Genomic DNA, 15,525 nt, shown 5'->3' on the forward strand with positions numbered 1-15,525 from the left:
ACCGTCCACATGGTTCGATGAGGAATCGGTCCGCGGAAGGAGCTCACGGTGCCGCCGACGAACAAAGGACGCCAGACCGAGGCTGCGTTTCTCGACGCCGCGCGCCGGACGTTCGCCGAAAAGGGCTACCTGAACACCAAGATCTCGGACATCTCGGCCGCTGCCGGCCGCTCGACGGGTTCGTTCTACAACTACTACGACAGCAAGGACCGGCTGCTCGAAGCCCTGCTGGACCAGTTCTCGGACGAAGTGGTGGAGCAGTCGCTCGCGACCCGGCACACCGACCCGGAGGCGAGCGTCCGCGCGGCCGTGACCGCGTATTGGACGACCTACAAGAAGTACCTGCCCGAGATCATCGGCCTGTTCCAGATGTCGATGACCGACGACGATTTTCGCAACCGATGGCTGGCCAACCGGGTGTCCGGTGTGAAGCAGGTGCTGTCGGGTCTGCACGGTGCCGAGCGCGCGGGCTACTCCATCGGCTTGCCGCTCGAACCGCTGGCGTCCGCACTGGTCGCGACCCTCGAATCCACGTGCTGGACCTGGCTTGCGGTCCGCGGCGACGCCGCCGGGCCCGTCCCCGACGACGACACGGCCATCGAGATCCTCACCGCGATCTGGTACCGGACCGTCTTCGGGGCCGGACCGGCACAGTCGGCTCCTTGACCCTTCGTGGCTCGTCGCTGGCGCTCCTCGCACCTCAGGGAGCAATGGTTATGTCGTTCTTTCGGATGAGGGAGCAGGGGCGTGAGCGACAGCCACAGGGCTGACACCGGCCCGCTTGCCGTCCCGGACCGTGCCGACGACCATGGGACCCATGCCCATCGAGGTCCGGCCCGCGACGATCTTCGACGACATCGCCACGATGGTCGGTCCGAAGAAGCCGACGTCGAACGTGTGCTGGTGTCTGAGCTACCGCATTCCGAGCAAGCAGAACCAGGAGCTGGTCCGCGAGCAGCGCGGAGAGTTCGTGAAAGAGTTGTGCGACAGTGGCATTCCGCTGGGTGTGCTCGCCTACGACGACGCGGGCGAGGTCGTCGGCTGGGCGGCTGTCTCACCGCGCGCGGACACGAGCTTCGCCCGGAACCGGAGGATCCCGCACGTGGACGACCTACCGGTGTGGTCGGTGTGGTGCATCCGTGTCCGCCCCGGTCACCGCAAGCAGGGGATTTCGCACGCACTCCTGGCCGGGGCCGTCGACTGCGCACGGTCGAACGGTGCCCCCGCGATCGAGGGCTACCCCGTCGACAATCAGGGCGCCAAGGTCGACCTGACGATGGCCTATGTCGGGACCCGCGCTCTGTTCGAGAAGGCCGGTTTCACCAAGGCGGCCGACACCTCGTCGGTCCTCGCCGGGTTCCCGCGCGTGCTCATGCGGTTGTCGCTGGACTTGACCGAGGCCCCAACTCAGATCAGCTCCGCCAGTTCGGCGCTGGGTACGTGGATCCACCCCTCCCGCGCGGCGAACGGCCGGTCGGTGGCATCGGGCAGGATGGTCCGGCCGAGCTCGGCGGCGCGCGCGATCAGCGCGGTGATCACGGCGTCGAACGCGTCGTCGTCACGGGCCATGGTCTCGGCATGAACGCTGAGATCCAACCATGGCGCAGCTTCTTCGAGAGCGACGACGAGCCCGGCGAGCACCGAAACATTGGCGGCCCGTTTGTATCCGCGCGAGGTCAGTCCCCAGCGCTTGAGTGCCCCCGCGGGATACGCCTCGACCGCCCACCCGTCGACGCGGTCGTCGACGCCCAGGTCCGCAAGCAAGCCGGCGCATCGGAACGCGACGTGCGCGATCTGGTCCGCCGACACGCTGAGCGGACGACCGACACCGGCATCGACGATCCGCAGATCGGTGCGACGCAACGCAAGTGGTCGTCGACGGGCGATGTCGTCGAGCTCCCGCCCCTTCGACAATTCGTTGCGATGATGCGCGACGACGAAGTCGACGAACTCGTCGGGCCAGCCGAAGGGGGAGTCGATCCCGATGCGGGTCGATCCCTCGACGAGGCGTCGGATGGCGGTGTCGTCCGCGCCCACGACGAGGTCGGTGAGCACGGCCCTCTCCGCATCCCAATCGACGCATGCGACAGCTGTTTTCGCCGGCGATGCGGACAGGTCGACGCCGACCGTCCGCATCACCGGGATCACTGATCGACTCAGAAGTTGCCCTCGAGGAACTCGGCGTACGCGGGCAGATCTAGTTGCCCGTGGCCCGACAGCCCGATCACGACGACCTCGTCCTTGTCGCTGTCGGCGACGTGCGCGGCGCAGGCCGCGATCGCGTGCGTCGACTCGGGAGCCGGGACGATGCCCTGGGTCCGGGCGAACTGCACGCCCGCGGAGAACGCGTCGTGCTGGGAGATGGCAACGCCCTGCACCAGACCGAGCTCCACCGTGTGGCTCAGCGCGGGCGCCATGCCGTGGTAGCGCAGACCACCGGCATGGATCGGGTCGGGCACGAAATCCATACCGAGCGTGTGCATCTTGAGCAACGGGGTGAGTCCGGCGACGTCACCGTGGTCGTACCGATACTCCCCCTGCGTGATCGACGGGCACGCGGCGGGCTCGGCGGCGATGACGCGCGGATCCGAGCGGCCGTGCAGCTTCTCCCGCAGGAACGGGAACGACAACCCCGCGAGGTTCGAACCGCCTCCGGCACAACCGAACACGACGTCGGCACCACCCGGCTCCACCGCGTTGAGCTGGTCGACGGCCTCCTGCCCGATGACACTCTGGTGCAGCACCACGTGATTGAGCACGCTGCCCAGCGCGTAACGGGTGTCGGGGTTCGAGGCGGCGACCTCGACGGCCTCGCTGACGGCCATCCCCAGGCTGCCCGTGGTGTTCGGGTCCTTGGCGAGCATCGCGCGACCCGACTCGGTCAGCTCGGACGGACTGGGGTGGATGGTCCCGCCGTAGGTGCGGATGAGGAACCCCCGGTAGGGTTTCGAGCTGTACGACGCACGGACCTGCCACACTTCGACGTCGATGCCGAACTGCGCACCCGCGAACGCCAGTGCGCTCCCCCACTGACCGGCTCCGGTCTCCGTCGTCAGTTTGGTGACACCGTCGAGGCTGTTGTAGTACGCCTGCGCGACAGCCGAATTCGTCTTGTGGCTGCCGACCGGACTGACGCCCTCGTACTTCACGTAGATCCGCGCCCTGGTGTTGAGCGCCTCCTCGAAACGACGCGCGCGGATCAGCGGCGACGGCCGCCACATCCGGTAGATCTCGCGCACCGGTTCGGGGATCTCGATGTAGGGCTCGGTGGACACCTCTTGCGCGATGAGGCCGCTCGGGAACAACGCGGCGAGATCGCTCGGACCGACCGGTTCCTTGGTGCCCGGATGCAGGTGCGGCGGGATCGGCGTGTCGAGTTCGGCCGCGAGGTTGTACCAATGGGTCGGGACATCCACTGTGATCAGATCCGGATTACCGGTCTCGACATGCATCGTCATGGATCACCACTCTAATCCTCGGGCCGGTCCCCGCGTCCCGCGCCGACCGATCCCGTTGTCACGCCCGGGGCAGCCGGTACTCCTGCCGGGGCCGGCCGGTGGTGCCGTACTGGAGCGACATCGTCAACCGCCCGGCCGCCACGAGGTTCGCGAGGTGCCGCCGCGCGGTCGGTGCCGCGATGCCGATCTCCCGCGACACATCGTCGGCGAACAGCGGAGCGCCCTCGGCGAACAACGCCAGGATGCGCTGTTCGGTCGGCGAGCCACCCTCGGCCCGGTCCGCGGCGCGGGTGCCGAACCGCAGTGCCGACAGCGCTGCGTCGACGGCGTGCTGGTCGACGTTCTCGCCCGCCAGCATCCGCCGGTACTGGGCATAGCCGGCCAACCGACGGGCGAGGTCGGCGTCGTCGAAGGGTTTGATCAGGTAGGCGAGCGCACCGGCACGCATCGCGCTTCGTACCGCCGAGGCGTCGGTCTCGGCGCCGACGATGAAGCAGTCGCAGTCGAGTTCGGCGACCAGTTCGATGCCCGAGCCGTCCGGCAGGTAGACGTCGAGGAGTGCGAGATCGATGTCGGGATGTTCGGCGATCGCTTGACGTGCCGCACCGATGCTGCCCGCCCGGGCTCGCACCGAGAAGCCCCGGACGGCGTCGACGATCGCCGAGTGCAGAGCCGCGACCCGGAAGTCGTCGTCGACGATCAGGACGCCGAGGTCGTCGGTCATGGGGTCACTCCCGGTTCTTCGGTCTGGCTGTACGAGTCGTCTTCGGCCTCGTCCGTCGGCGCGAGCACGCCGGGCAGGCGGGCGACGAACACGGCCCCGCCCGGTTCGTCATCATCCGCGGAGCCGCGACCCCCCGCATCGGCGACCCACACGTCGCCGCCGACCCGGCGCGCGATCTGCCGGGCCAGGGCGAGTCCCATACCGCGGCCGCCGGGTACGTGCGCGCCCGATTTGGTCGTGACGCCCTCGGCGAAGACGTCGTCGGGGTCCTCGAAGGCGATGCCGGGTCCGGAGTCCCCGACGGTGACCAGGACCGTGTCGCCGTCGGCGATGACCTCGACCTCGACCTCACCGGGCTGTCCACCGTCCGGTCCGGACGCGGCGGCATCGATCCCGTTGTCGACGAGGTTGCCGAGCACGGTGGTGACGACGACGGGTTCGGTGAGCACGCCCTGAATCCAGGTCTGGTCGCCCAGTCGCAGGACCACCCGGCGCTCGCGCGCCTGAGCCGCCTTCGCGTCGAGAAACGCGTGGAGGTGTGGTTCGCGCACATTGTCGAGTCCGGCGAGAAGCGCCCCTCCCGGTCCGGTTCCGGTGACCTCGTCCAGGTAGGCGAGCGCCTCGTCGGCGTGCCCGTGCCGGAGCAGGCCGGCGAGTACGTGCATCCGGTTGGCGGTTTCGTGGCGCTGTGCGCGTAGGGCGGTGCTCATCGACTTGATCGAATCCACCTCGCGGCTGAGTGCTTCGACGTCGGTGCGATCGATCACCGACAGGACCATGCCGAGGTCGCGACCGTCGGCCCGCACCCGATGGGAACTCACCAGCACCACCCGTTCGCCGACACCGGCGGCGAGGGGTTCGTCGGTGGGCGTGGCCAGGACGGTCGCCACCCGCGGGGTCAGGCCGAGGTCGTCGGCGGGGGTGCCGACCGGGGCGTCGATGTCGAGCAGCGCACGCGCCCTGTCGTTGACGACGCGCACGATGCCGTCGGCGTCGACGGCGAGCACGCCGTCGGCCATCGAGTGCAGCACCGCCCCCTGTTCCCGGACGAGCTCGGCCAGTTCGTCGGGCTCCAAACCCAGGGTGAGCCGGCGCCACCGACGGGCCAGCAGCACCGAACCCACCGCGCCGATACCCAGTGCCGCAAGCGCGAGGAGCGCGATCGCGACGATGTCGGTGCGGGTCTCGGAGCCCAGGCGTTCGGTGGAGACACCGACGCTCACGAACCCGACGACCACGCCGTCGGTGTTCAGGACCGGGACCTTCGCGCGGACCGACTCGCCGAGGGTGCCCCGGTCGGTGTTCACCTCGTTCGATCCGGACAGCACCTTCGACGGGTCCGTGGAGACCGTCCTGGCCAGCTCCGTCACCTCGGGATGTGCCAGACGGATGCCGCGGTCGTTGCCGATGACGACGAACAGGGCTCCGGTCCGGGCTCGTACTGCCGCCGCCTGACGTTGCAGCGGGCCGTCGACCAGGTCCGCCGCGTCCACCCGGTCACCGGGATGGGCGGCGACCTCGCTGCGGACCTCGGCGTCGGCGGCGACCGACTGCGCGATGGCGAGCGCGCGCTGTGCGTACTCGTCGCGCACCCGGTCGTCGGCTCCGGCGATGACCAGACCGAACCCGACCGCGAGGCTGACCGCTATCACCGCCAGCTGCAGGAGCAGCACCTGCGTCCGCAAACGCATGGTGTCAGCCTAATGCTCGCTGTGGGGCAGGCACGCCGACGCGGCGATCCGTGGGGAACGGATCGCCGCGTGGAGTGTGGATCGGCATGCACCGGTTGGGCCGTATCAGAACGGGATGGCCCCGACCAGGACCCCGACGGCGAGCATCACCAGCGAGACGACCGTGGCGCGCCACAGGACCTTCTTGTGGTGGTCGGCCAGGCTGACCCCGGCCAGTGCGACCAGCAGCAGGATCGCCGGGACCAGCGGGCTCTGCATGTGCACGGTCTGGCCGGTGATCGATGCCCGCGCCATCTCGGTGGGGTCGATGCCGTAGCGGGTCGCGGTCTCGGACAGGACCGGCAGCACCCCGTAGTAGAAGGCGTCGTTGCTCATCAGGAAGGTGAGCGGGATCGAGAGCACGCCGATCACGATGGCCATGTGGGGGCCCATCCAGTCGGGGATGCCATCGGCCAGCCAGTGCGCGATGGCGTCGACCATCCCGGTGCCGTTGAACACGCCGGTGAGGACGGCGGCGGCGAGGACCATGGCGACCACCGACACGATGCTCGAGCTGTGCCGGGTGATGGCCTCCTGCTGCTGCTTGATGTGCGGGAAGTTGATGGCCAGGGCGATGCCGGCGAAGATCATGAACAGCACCGGGATGGCGACGATGTCGGCACCGAGGATGGCCAGCAGGGCCACGGTGAGTCCGGCGTTCACCCAGAAGAGCTTGGGCCGCAGGGTTTCCCGATTGGGGTCGAGGACGCCCGAGAAAGATGCGTCGCGGTCGTCGTCGGCGGCGCCCGCCACGGGGCGGCTGAGATCGTGATCGCCGGTGGGAGCGTCGTCGTAGGCGCCCGAGCCTGTTCCCGTCGAACCCGAACCGCGCGCCCGACGACCCTTGGGCGGCAACCCGGTTCCGCCGCCGGCGCCGACCAGTACCTCTTCCTTCGGGGCGAGGATCGAATCCCGGATCTCCAGCTTGCCGATGCGCCGGCGTTCGAGCACACCGAGGTGATAGGCGAAGAGCAGTACGACGATCAGCGCCGCCACCAGTGCGGGGACCATCGGGACGAAGACGTCGTTGGTGTCGATGTTCAGCGCACTTGCGGCGCGGGCGGTGGGGCCACCCCACGGCAAAATGTTCATCGTGCCGTTGGTGAGTCCGGCGACGACCGTGAGGACGACCGGGCTGACGCCGAGCTTCAGGTACAGCGGCAGCAGTGCGGCCGTCGTGATGATGAAGGTCGTCGAACCGTCGCCGTCGAGGGAGACGACACCGGCGAGCACCGCGGTTCCGACCACCAGGCGGGCCGGGTCGTCGTGCACCGCGCGGACGACCGCCCGGACCACCGGGTCGAAGAGTCCGACGTCGATCATGATGCCGAAGAAGATGATCGCGAAGAACAGCATCGCCGCGGTGGGGGCGAGGTCTTTGATGCCGTCGGTGATCATGTCGCTGATGCCGAGGCCGGCACCGGCGAAGAGGCCGAAGGCGACGGGGACGAGGATCAGCGCGACCACGGGCGTCGCCCGCTTGGTGATGATCAGCACCATGAAGGTGGCGACCATCCCGAGGCCGAGGGCTACCAACATTGTCTTACTCGATTCTGCAGCGGATGTGAGGGCGACCACATCGGGTGGTCACATCAGAAGTGTTGGGGGTCACCGGCATCACAGTCACGCTTGGGCGCATAAGTAGCGTTTCGCGCTTTTCGCGCTAGTCGGGCAGCATCGGTGCGTCGTCGCCGTGGTTGCGTCCGATGAGGACCGCGCGGGTGACCGAGTCGCGGCCGAACCGGTCCCGCAGCAGATCCATCGTCGCGTCGAGTTCGTGGGCATGGTCGGTGTCGAAGGGAAGCGTCAGCTGGATGCTGTCGTGGTCGTCGAGGTTGGTCAGCGACAACCCGACCAGGGTGCATCCCCGTTCGCGGATGATCGGCATCGCGTCGGCGAGGAGGCCGCGCGCCGACGTCATGATGAGGTCGGTGCGGTCGGTGGACTCCAGCAGCGTGCGGGACCGGGTGGCGCGGGTGAAGTCGTCGAAGCGCAACCGCAGAACGATTGTCCGACAGACCCGTTCGGCCGTTCGGAGCCGTTTGCCCAATCGTTCGACGATCGCGGTGATGGTCGCCTCGAGGTCGGCCTCGGACTTCGGACGTCGGCCGAGCGCGCGTTGTGAACCGATTGAGCTGCGTCGTTTGCCGGTCTCCACCCGACGCGGGTCCTGGGCGAGTGACAGCGCGAAGAGGTGCCGTCCGGCACCCGACCCGACGATGCCGCGCAACGACCGCTCCCCGAGGGCCGCCAGCTGGCCGACGGTCTCGATTCCTGCGTCGTGCAGCTTGGCCTCGGTGACCGGACCGACCCCCCAGAGTCGACGGACCGGGAGCGGATGCAGGAAGTCGAGTTCGGTTCCCGGCTCGACGATGAGCAGGCCGTCCGGCTTGCCGACGGCGCTGGCGACCTTGGCGAGGAACTTGCTGCGTGCTCCGCCGACCGTGATGGGGAGACCGACCTCCTCGCGGACGCGGCGTCGGATCGTCGATGCGACGTCGTGCGGCGTACCGCTGATCCGGCCGAGCCCCCCGACGTCGAGGAAGGCCTCGTCGACCGAGATCCCCTCGACCACGGGAGTGGTGTCGTGGAAGATGTCGAAGACCTCCCGACTCGCCTCCATGTAGGCCTCGAACCGCGGCCGGACGACGATCGCGTCGGGACAGAGTGCCCGCGCCTCGTGGCCCGGCATCGGCGATCGCACCCCGCGGGCCTTGGCCTCATAGCTCGCCGCGAGGACGACGCCGCCGCCGACGAGAACCGGACGGCCGCGAAGCGAGGGGTCGTCCCGCTGCTCGACCGAGGCGTAGAACGAGTCGAGATCGGCATGCAGGATCGACGGATCCCGCCGTTCCCGCCGCTCGATGCGCATAGAACACATGTGGATCTCCTGATCTGAAAGTGGGCGGTTTTCGGTCAGTTTCGATGTGGGAGTTCTGGGCATGCGCCGCCCCTGGTGAGGTTCGCCATCGCGATCAAAGCGTCGGGAGTGTGAAATCCGTACGACCGCTTTGTCAATGACCGCAGATGGCAGTTCGTTGCTTCGACTCGCGCATTGCTCATCTGACACTCGACCGCGTTAAAGATCTGGACCTCACGTTTACGGATACTCGGCGCCAGGGTGCGAATCTCTGGTATGTCACAAGCCTCCGCCTTCTTCAACCACCGCCGCAACGGCGCCCAACATGACAAGTAGGCACCTGAAAGTATGTGCCGTATCTCTTCTTTCATCTGATACGCACGGGCCAGCACACTGTTGGCATCGCTGACCACGATGGACTGCAACCGCTCCTGGTTCTCGGTGAGGCTGTCAGGATTCTTCAACAACGCCCACCTCAACCGGCCACGTTCCACCTTCGACAAGCCGGCTATCCGACTCATCACCCGAGACCGGCACCGGTCCAACGCCTGATTGACCCACTGCAGCACATGAAATGGGTCCATACACCAGTACGCCCCCGGCGCCTGCTCGGCGAGGACCGCACCGATGTACTCGGCGCCATCAGCACTGATATGGGTGATCCTGCGTGCGCGCACATCACCCAGTTCATCAAAGAACCGCTCGATCGTCTCCTTTTTGGCGCCCTCACCCGCCCATACCAACTGACCTGTGTCATGATTGACCACGACAACCAGGTACCGGCGGCCCTTGCGATAGGCGATCTCATCGATACCGATGCGCCGCAACCCGTTCAAGCGTTTAGTGAGTCCGACATGGTCGTCGACCACGCGCTCGACGATACGAGATACCGTCCGCCAGGAGACCCGCAGATAGGCACTGACCGCGGTCATCGGGGCGTGCGCGCACAGCCATGCGACGGTGTCGTCGAACGCCCTGGTCATCTTCGCTTCCGGACGTGCCCACGGAACCAACTCAGTCTTCACATCATGGCGAGGACACTGCACACGCTTGGCGGGCAACTCGAGGAAGCACCGCCAACCGCCCATGTCGAGATGTCGCCACCGTCGCGGCGCCGCAGGTTGATCGTAACCAGGGCAGCGCTTCTTACATTGCGGGCACCGTGATCGTGCGTTCTTGTGCAGTTCCAGCGACACGACCACCATCTGCCCGCGGTCATCCTCATCGAACCTGACACCCACAACACGGGCACGCTCGATTCCGAGCAACTTCTGCAGTACTCTGACAGTGCGCAACGCCCACTCCTTTGGTCTTGTTCTTCGCAAATCAAAACCTAAGCGAGACTGGGCGTTGCGTGCGTTAGGCTCGCGAAAAGGAACCCACTTCGACGTCAGAAGAGCCACACATGTTCGCATGAGGGTCGGACATGTACCAGCACGTCCGAGGCAGCCGACTCGGGCTATGGGTCCATCGGCTTTGTGGGATCGCCGATGCCGGCCAGGCGGCGCACCGCGACCAGACCGTCGTCGCTGCCGGGCCAATGGCGCCGGAGCGCATCTTGGCCGGCACGGCGGACGACCGAGCGCAGCGCCAACACCACGATGATCGCGTCGTCGGCGTAGCCGAGAACGGGGATGAAGTCGGGAATCAGGTCGATGGGAAGGACCAAGTAGATCAAGAGCAGCATTAGCCGGACGCGGTCCATCAGGGACGGCTCCGTTCTGTCGGCAGAGGATTGAGACGTCCGCCACTTTATCGGGAACCGTTGTCAACACGTCTACGCTGAACCCATGCCAGGCCCGAGCATCGCCGAGATCTTCAACTCGACCAGTCCCGATTTCGACCTGGTGACTCCCCTCGTCTGGGGTCCGGCGGGCGAGACCCTCGTTGCTCGGGCACGGGTCGCGCTGGGCGATGAGGTTCTCGACATCTGTTCCGGCACCGGTGCCAGCGCGCTGGCCGCCGCGCGGGTCGTCGGACCCGACGGGCACGTCACGGCAGTCGACTTCGCCGCCGATCTGGTGGAGCGTGGCCGAACCAGCGCCTATGCGGCCGGTCTGCGCAACATCGACTTCCGGGTCGACGACGTGACCGCGCTGCCCGGCCGGGAGCGCGGCGAATACGACGTGATCACATGCGGTTTCGGCGTGTTCTTTCTGCCGGACATGGACGACTCGGTGCGCAAACTACTGCCCCTCCTGCGCCCACGTGGTCGTCTCGCAGTCGCGGTATAACATGACGACGCACTCCACGACTTCACCGGCGCCTACTTCGCCGAGGTCGCCCGCGTGACGAACACGCCGCCGCCACCCGGTCCGCGTGCCCCGTCCGACGGACCGCCTCACCCCATCACGCGGATCGACACCGAGGAGAAGATCGTCAGGTGGCTCGAATCGCTTGGCGCAGAAGAGGTGTCCGCGTCAGTTCTCGACCTGCGCGTACCACGGACCGACGAGTTCTCCTGGTCGATGGTCCTCGGCAGCGGGTTGCGCGGCGCACTCGCCGACCTGGACGCCGACGCCGTCGAGGACGTGCGAGTCGGGTTCCTGCAGCGGCTGGCAGACGAGAGGGGATCACCGAAGTCGACTGCGACACACTGATTGCCGTGGGTGAACGACCGGCCGACTGACCTCGCGGCGCTTCCACCGCCGGGCGTCGACGGCTTCGCGCGATTCGGCTGCAGACGCCCAATCCGTGGTGAGACCGCGGGTACAGTCGCATTCGCGCTACGCGATGCCGCGGTCAACGGAAGCGGATCAGGCCCGGCACATCAGCCGGCGCGGTCCATCCGTCGCGAGCGAAGTCCGCCCAGATCCGTCGCAACGTGCGGCCGTCCTCGGCAGCCCGATCGGCGTCGTGGCCGGCCAGGATCGGGGCGCCGGCCCAGATCTCCGGGGTTCCGAACAGCAACGGGATGTCGACGGTGTGCACGGCGCGCAGCGGGTGATCTGCTGCGCCCCAGTCGATGACGTACTGCGCGGCCTTTCCTCCGGCGCGTCGGTGGCGTCGGGCGAAGCGGTCGGCCGCCGACGTGTAGATGGCACGGGTGAGTTGCTGGACAAGGCATTCGTACAGGCGGTTGCCGACCAACGGAACCGCGGGGAGCGACGACACCCCGTCGATCGCCGCGGTGAAGAACGCGGCCTCGCGGCTGCACCAGCCGATGAGGACCTCGACGTCCCGCGCTCGACTCTCCCAGACCGCGTCCACCTCGTCCTCGGGTGGCAGCGGATGGTGGCCGTACTGGGGACCGAAGGACATGAACGCCGGAAGTCCATGTTGCAGAATCGCTTTGAGTCCCATCATCGACTCCTGGACGGCCAGGACCTCGTCGACGGTCGCCGACGCCGACACCTGGTGCGACGCAGCGAACATGTCCGCATGCAACCGCTCGCGACGTCGGGTGATGCCGAGGGGCGCACTCTGGATGATGGCGCGGCGGAACAGGCCCGTCACGCCGTCGGCCGCCATCAATTGTGCAACCGCGTCGCCGCCGGCTGATTCGCCGAAGACGGTGACGGCGTTGGGATCGCCGCCGAAGGACGCGATGTTCCGCTGAACCCAGCGCAGCGCTTCGATCATGTCGAGCAGGCCCAGGTTCGCCGGCCGGTTGATGCCGTCGCCGAGGAACCCAAACAATCCCAGTCGGTAGGTCACTGACACGACGACCACCCGCTGTTCGGCGACCAGCGCCGCCGGATCGTGGCAGGGCGCGTCGGCGGCGCCGATGATGTACGACCCGCCGTGAATCCAGACCATCACCGGGAGAGCCTCGTCGGGTCGACGGTCGACCGGCACCGTGACCGACACGTACTGGGCGTGCTCGTCGCCGACCATCTCGCCCAGCGCGGCATCGCCGAAGGTGTCGTGGACGATCCCCTCGCCGTTGCGCTGAGGACAGGCGGGCGACCACGAGGTCGCATCGATCGGCTCGTCGGCCGGCGGTTGCGGGGACGGAACCTCGAAGCGCGCCGCCTGCGCGAAGCGGATCCCGGTGGCGCGCACGACCTGTCCGTCGGTGCGAGCGATGATCGTCCCGGCCGGACACTCGAAGGTCGCGGTCGTCGTGGGTACCTCGGTCATGCGCGGACTTCCTCCGCCGACGCCGACGGAGCCGGTTCGACCTGATACCGGATGAGCCGAGAACTGTTGAGCACCACGGCAACCGATGATGCGTTGTGCAGCACGGCGGCGAGGACCGGCGAGAGCGCACCGCCCGCGCCGATCACCAGCCCCAGGGCGTTGACGGCGATCGACATACCGTAGTTCTGTCGTATCACCTCGACGGTGTGCGAACCCAGATCGCGGATGTCGAGCAGCTTGCGCAGGTCGTCCCCGGCTAGCGCGACGTCCGCGGTCTCGACCGCGACATCCGTTCCGGCCAACCCCATCGCGATGCCGATGTCCGCGGCGGCCAACGCGGGGGCGTCGTTCACACCGTCACCCACCACCGCGACCACGTGGCCGAGGGCCTGCAGCTCACGAACCACCGCGAGCTTGTCGTCAGGGGTGACCTCGGCGGCCCACCGCTCGATGCCGAGTTCGGCGGCGATGGTCGCCGCGGTGACCGGGTGATCGCCGGTGAGCATGGCGATCTCGGTGACCCCGTCGGCACGCAGCGCGTCGAGCACCTCACGCGCCTCGGGACGCAGCTCGTCGGACAGACTCACCAGACCGACGAGCGTGCCGTCGACGGCCAGCAGCAGCGGTGTCTCGCTCGCCTGCCGCAAGCGGTCCACCCAGCCGATGGCGTCGTCGGAGATCGCGACGCCGTGCCGGTCGAGGAGCGACGGATTACCCAGCAGGAGCACGCGCCCGTCTTCGGCGCGGGTGCGCATGCCGAGTCCGACGATGACCTCGCATTCCGCATGCGTCGGGATCTCGATGCGACGTTCCTCCGTGGACCGGATGACCGCTTCGGCGAGCGGATGACGCGAATGGATCTCGGAGCTGGCCGCGTAGGCGAGGATCTGTTCGGGCTGCCAGTCGTCGGAGAAGGACACGACGTTGGTCACGACCGGGCGCCCGACGGTCAGCGTGCCGGTCTTGTCGAACACCACCGCCGAGATCCGTCCCGAAGCCTCGAGGTGCGATCCGCCCTTGATGAGGATTCCGCGCCGCGCGCCGTTCCCGATGGCGCCGCTGATCGCGGTCGGGGTGGACAGCCCCACCGCACACGGGCACGCGATCAGCAGCATCGTCATCGCACGACGGAGATCGCGCGTCACCAGCAGCGTCAGCGCCGACAACGCGAACGACGCGGGTACGAACCGCCGGGAGAAGTTCTCCCCGACCGTCTGGATGGGAGCGCGGTCGCGCTGAGCCTCCTCGACCCGGCCGATGATCCGACCGATCGAGGTGTCGTCGCCGACCGCGTGGGCCTCGATGACGATCCGGCCGGTGAGTACCACCGAGCCGGCCTGCACGCGGTCGCCGACGTGCTTGGTCACCGGGAGGTTCTCGCCGGTGAGCGCGGACTGGTCGACCACCGCTTCACCGTCGACGACCACACCGTCGACCGCGACGGCGACCTGTTCGTGCACGATGACCGCGTCGCCGACGTGCAGCGCGTCGATGGCGACCTGCACCTCGGTGCCGTCGGAGAGTCGAACCCAGGCGGTGTCCTGGGTGCCGCGGAGGAGCTCGGCGATGGCGCGTCGGGTGCGTCGTAGCGTGAGGTCCTGGAGGAACTCACCGATGTTGAGCAGCCACAGCACGGTCAGCGCGACCACGTTCTCGCGAAGGAGCAGGCTCGCGATCGTGGCGGCCGAGACCAGCGCATCGGTCCCGGCCCGGCCACCACGGAGCGAGCGGAGCGCGCCGCGGAGGAACGGGTACCCGGAGAAGATGGTGACACCGGTGGCGACGGTGCGCGAGGCCGGCCCGAGCAGCGGCGGGCGGCGGAACCCGTAGCGCCGGAAACCCAGCAGGACCAGGGCTCCCGCGCCTATCCCCATGCGCAGCAGGTCGGCATTGGTGACGTCGGCCGAATGCGGTGCGCGGTCAGGAAGATTCGCGGGGTCGGCGTGAGTGGCCGCCGCGATCGCATGATCGATGGCATCCCGGTCGGTGTCGGCCCGAAACCATACGACGACCGAGGCGGTCCGCGGGTAGGCGTGCACGGCGCGCACACCGGTCACCCGGGCAACGCTCTCCTCGACGGCCACGGCACGACGGTCGGCGACAGTGCGATCGGTGACCCGCAACCACGGAACCGTCATACGCACCCGGCCCGCCGCCGACGACCGGACGACGATGTCGGTCGGCTGCAGCTCCGGCGAGTACGTCGGCGCGGACGTGCTCACCATTCAGTGATCGTGGTCGTGATCGTGTGCGACGGCGGTTCCCGGCGGAGTCGACTCCTCGCCCAGCCGTTCCTTCGCCTCGGCGACGATGTCGGCGGTGTTGAGTCGCACCGACTCCGCGACCTCCTCGGCCTTGCGTGTTCCACGGATACCCCACGTGGTCGCCACGACGGCTCCCTCACGCAGCGGGGCGCGTCGGGCGACGGTGCGTACGGCGTCGTAGGCGACGGCTCCGACGAAGCCGGTGGCGACCGTCGCGCCGGCCTTGGCGAGCAGTGCATGAAGTGCCATGTGGGGTCCTCGCTATCCGATGTGCTTGCACACGTGGTGACAGGACACCACGCTACAGGCGTACCGCGACTCACATGGTGCGGCCGCGGGTGCGGTTGTCGGACATGCGGACTCGCTAATGTGAGTGGCACCGTTCGGGTGCTTTTCGAACCCCGGT

General features: G+C 67.9%; 13 protein-coding genes and 2 pseudogenes. 4 read left to right on the forward strand and 11 right to left on the reverse strand.

Annotated features, from left to right (window positions below; genetic code table 11):
* Positions 1 to 48 precede the first annotated feature (48 nt).
* Positions 49 to 666, forward strand: coding sequence for a TetR/AcrR family transcriptional regulator (locus tag QAD21_RS23190; protein WP_068972321.1), 618 nt, complete (start codon positions 49 to 51; stop codon positions 664 to 666).
* 151 nt (positions 667 to 817) lie between these two features.
* Positions 818 to 1,387: pseudogene (locus QAD21_RS23195) on the forward strand (GNAT family N-acetyltransferase); the annotation flags it as partial.
* A 20-nt stretch (positions 1,388 to 1,407) separates the two neighbouring features.
* Here QAD21_RS23195 and QAD21_RS23200 read toward each other — a convergent pair.
* The 8 genes and pseudogenes from QAD21_RS23200 to QAD21_RS23235 all read right to left on the reverse strand — a co-directional run.
* Complete coding sequence (locus QAD21_RS23200; protein ID WP_171011648.1) at positions 1,408 to 2,136, reverse strand: DUF429 domain-containing protein; 729 nt, start codon at positions 2,134 to 2,136, stop codon at positions 1,408 to 1,410.
* A gap of 20 nt (positions 2,137 to 2,156) precedes the next feature.
* A complete protein-coding gene (locus tag QAD21_RS23205; RefSeq protein WP_068971355.1) occupies positions 2,157 to 3,458 on the reverse strand; it encodes a TrpB-like pyridoxal phosphate-dependent enzyme in 1,302 nt (433 codons plus the stop codon).
* Between the two features lie 58 nt (positions 3,459 to 3,516).
* Positions 3,517 to 4,182, reverse strand: a complete 666-nt coding sequence (locus QAD21_RS23210; protein WP_068971354.1) for a response regulator — start codon at positions 4,180 to 4,182, stop codon at positions 3,517 to 3,519.
* Positions 4,179 to 5,873, reverse strand: coding sequence for a sensor histidine kinase (locus QAD21_RS23215; RefSeq protein ID WP_068971353.1), 1,695 nt, complete (start codon positions 5,871 to 5,873; stop codon positions 4,179 to 4,181). Before QAD21_RS23215 ends, QAD21_RS23210 begins: the two co-directional genes overlap by 4 nt.
* 105 nt (positions 5,874 to 5,978) lie before the next feature.
* Complete coding sequence (locus QAD21_RS23220; RefSeq protein WP_278250878.1) at positions 5,979 to 7,490, reverse strand: SLC13 family permease; 1,512 nt, start codon at positions 7,488 to 7,490, stop codon at positions 5,979 to 5,981.
* Positions 7,491 to 7,575: 85 nt separating this feature from the next.
* A complete protein-coding gene (gene dinB / locus QAD21_RS23225) occupies positions 7,576 to 8,784 on the reverse strand; it encodes a DNA polymerase IV (protein WP_068971351.1) in 1,209 nt (402 codons plus the stop codon).
* A gap of 44 nt (positions 8,785 to 8,828) precedes the next feature.
* A complete protein-coding gene (locus tag QAD21_RS23230) occupies positions 8,829 to 10,175 on the reverse strand; it encodes an ISL3 family transposase (RefSeq protein WP_280360303.1) in 1,347 nt (448 codons plus the stop codon).
* Between the two features lie 56 nt (positions 10,176 to 10,231).
* Positions 10,232 to 10,510: pseudogene (locus tag QAD21_RS23235) on the reverse strand (YkvA family protein); the annotation flags it as partial.
* 52 nt (positions 10,511 to 10,562) lie between these two features.
* Here QAD21_RS23235 and QAD21_RS23240 point away from each other — a divergent pair.
* Positions 10,563 to 11,006 (forward strand): class I SAM-dependent methyltransferase, encoded by a 444-nt coding sequence (locus QAD21_RS23240; protein ID WP_223259023.1) that lies wholly within the window; start codon positions 10,563 to 10,565, stop codon positions 11,004 to 11,006.
* A gap of 54 nt (positions 11,007 to 11,060) precedes the next feature.
* Positions 11,061 to 11,372 carry a hypothetical protein gene (locus QAD21_RS23245; RefSeq protein WP_223259022.1) on the forward strand — a complete coding sequence of 104 codons (312 nt, stop codon included), beginning with the start codon at positions 11,061 to 11,063 and terminating at the stop codon, positions 11,370 to 11,372.
* 142 nt (positions 11,373 to 11,514) lie between these two features.
* Here QAD21_RS23245 and QAD21_RS23250 read toward each other — a convergent pair whose 3' ends face one another.
* The 3 genes from QAD21_RS23250 to QAD21_RS23260 are packed head-to-tail and all read right to left on the reverse strand — an operon-like array spanning position 11,515 to position 15,368.
* Complete coding sequence (locus QAD21_RS23250) at positions 11,515 to 12,855, reverse strand: carboxylesterase family protein (RefSeq protein WP_068972120.1); 1,341 nt, start codon at positions 12,853 to 12,855, stop codon at positions 11,515 to 11,517.
* Positions 12,852 to 15,080 (reverse strand): cation-translocating P-type ATPase, encoded by a 2,229-nt coding sequence (locus QAD21_RS23255; protein WP_068972119.1) that lies wholly within the window; start codon positions 15,078 to 15,080, stop codon positions 12,852 to 12,854. The genes QAD21_RS23250 and QAD21_RS23255 overlap by 4 nt, the downstream gene beginning before the upstream one ends.
* Entirely contained in the window at positions 15,081 to 15,368 is a 288-nt protein-coding gene (locus tag QAD21_RS23260) for a DUF1490 family protein (RefSeq protein ID WP_058252919.1), read from the reverse strand. It abuts the gene before it with no gap.
* Between the last annotated feature and the right edge of the window lie 157 nt (positions 15,369 to 15,525).

Source organism: Gordonia sp. SMJS1 (genome assembly GCF_029866425.1).
Taxonomy (GTDB): domain Bacteria; phylum Actinomycetota; class Actinomycetes; order Mycobacteriales; family Mycobacteriaceae; genus Gordonia; species Gordonia hongkongensis.

What these genes read in the sequence shown, in the direction of transcription:
- QAD21_RS23200 (WP_171011648.1), bottom strand. Translation starts at nt 2,136, where the DNA reads ATGCGGACGGTCGGCGTCGACCTGTCCGCATCGCCGGCGAAAACAGCT.
- dinB (WP_068971351.1), bottom strand. Translation starts at nt 8,784, where the DNA reads ATGCGCATCGAGCGGCGGGAACGGCGGGATCCGTCGATCCTGCATGCC.
- QAD21_RS23215 (WP_068971353.1), bottom strand. Translation starts at nt 5,873, where the DNA reads ATGCGTTTGCGGACGCAGGTGCTGCTCCTGCAGCTGGCGGTGATAGCG.
- QAD21_RS23240 (WP_223259023.1), top strand. Translation starts at nt 10,563, where the DNA reads ATGCCAGGCCCGAGCATCGCCGAGATCTTCAACTCGACCAGTCCCGAT.
- QAD21_RS23205 (WP_068971355.1), bottom strand. Translation starts at nt 3,458, where the DNA reads ATGACGATGCATGTCGAGACCGGTAATCCGGATCTGATCACAGTGGAT.
- QAD21_RS23260 (WP_058252919.1), bottom strand. Translation starts at nt 15,368, where the DNA reads ATGGCACTTCATGCACTGCTCGCCAAGGCCGGCGCGACGGTCGCCACC.
- QAD21_RS23250 (WP_068972120.1), bottom strand. Translation starts at nt 12,855, where the DNA reads ATGACCGAGGTACCCACGACGACCGCGACCTTCGAGTGTCCGGCCGGG.
- QAD21_RS23210 (WP_068971354.1), bottom strand. Translation starts at nt 4,182, where the DNA reads ATGACCGACGACCTCGGCGTCCTGATCGTCGACGACGACTTCCGGGTC.
- QAD21_RS23255 (WP_068972119.1), bottom strand. Translation starts at nt 15,080, where the DNA reads ATGGTGAGCACGTCCGCGCCGACGTACTCGCCGGAGCTGCAGCCGACC.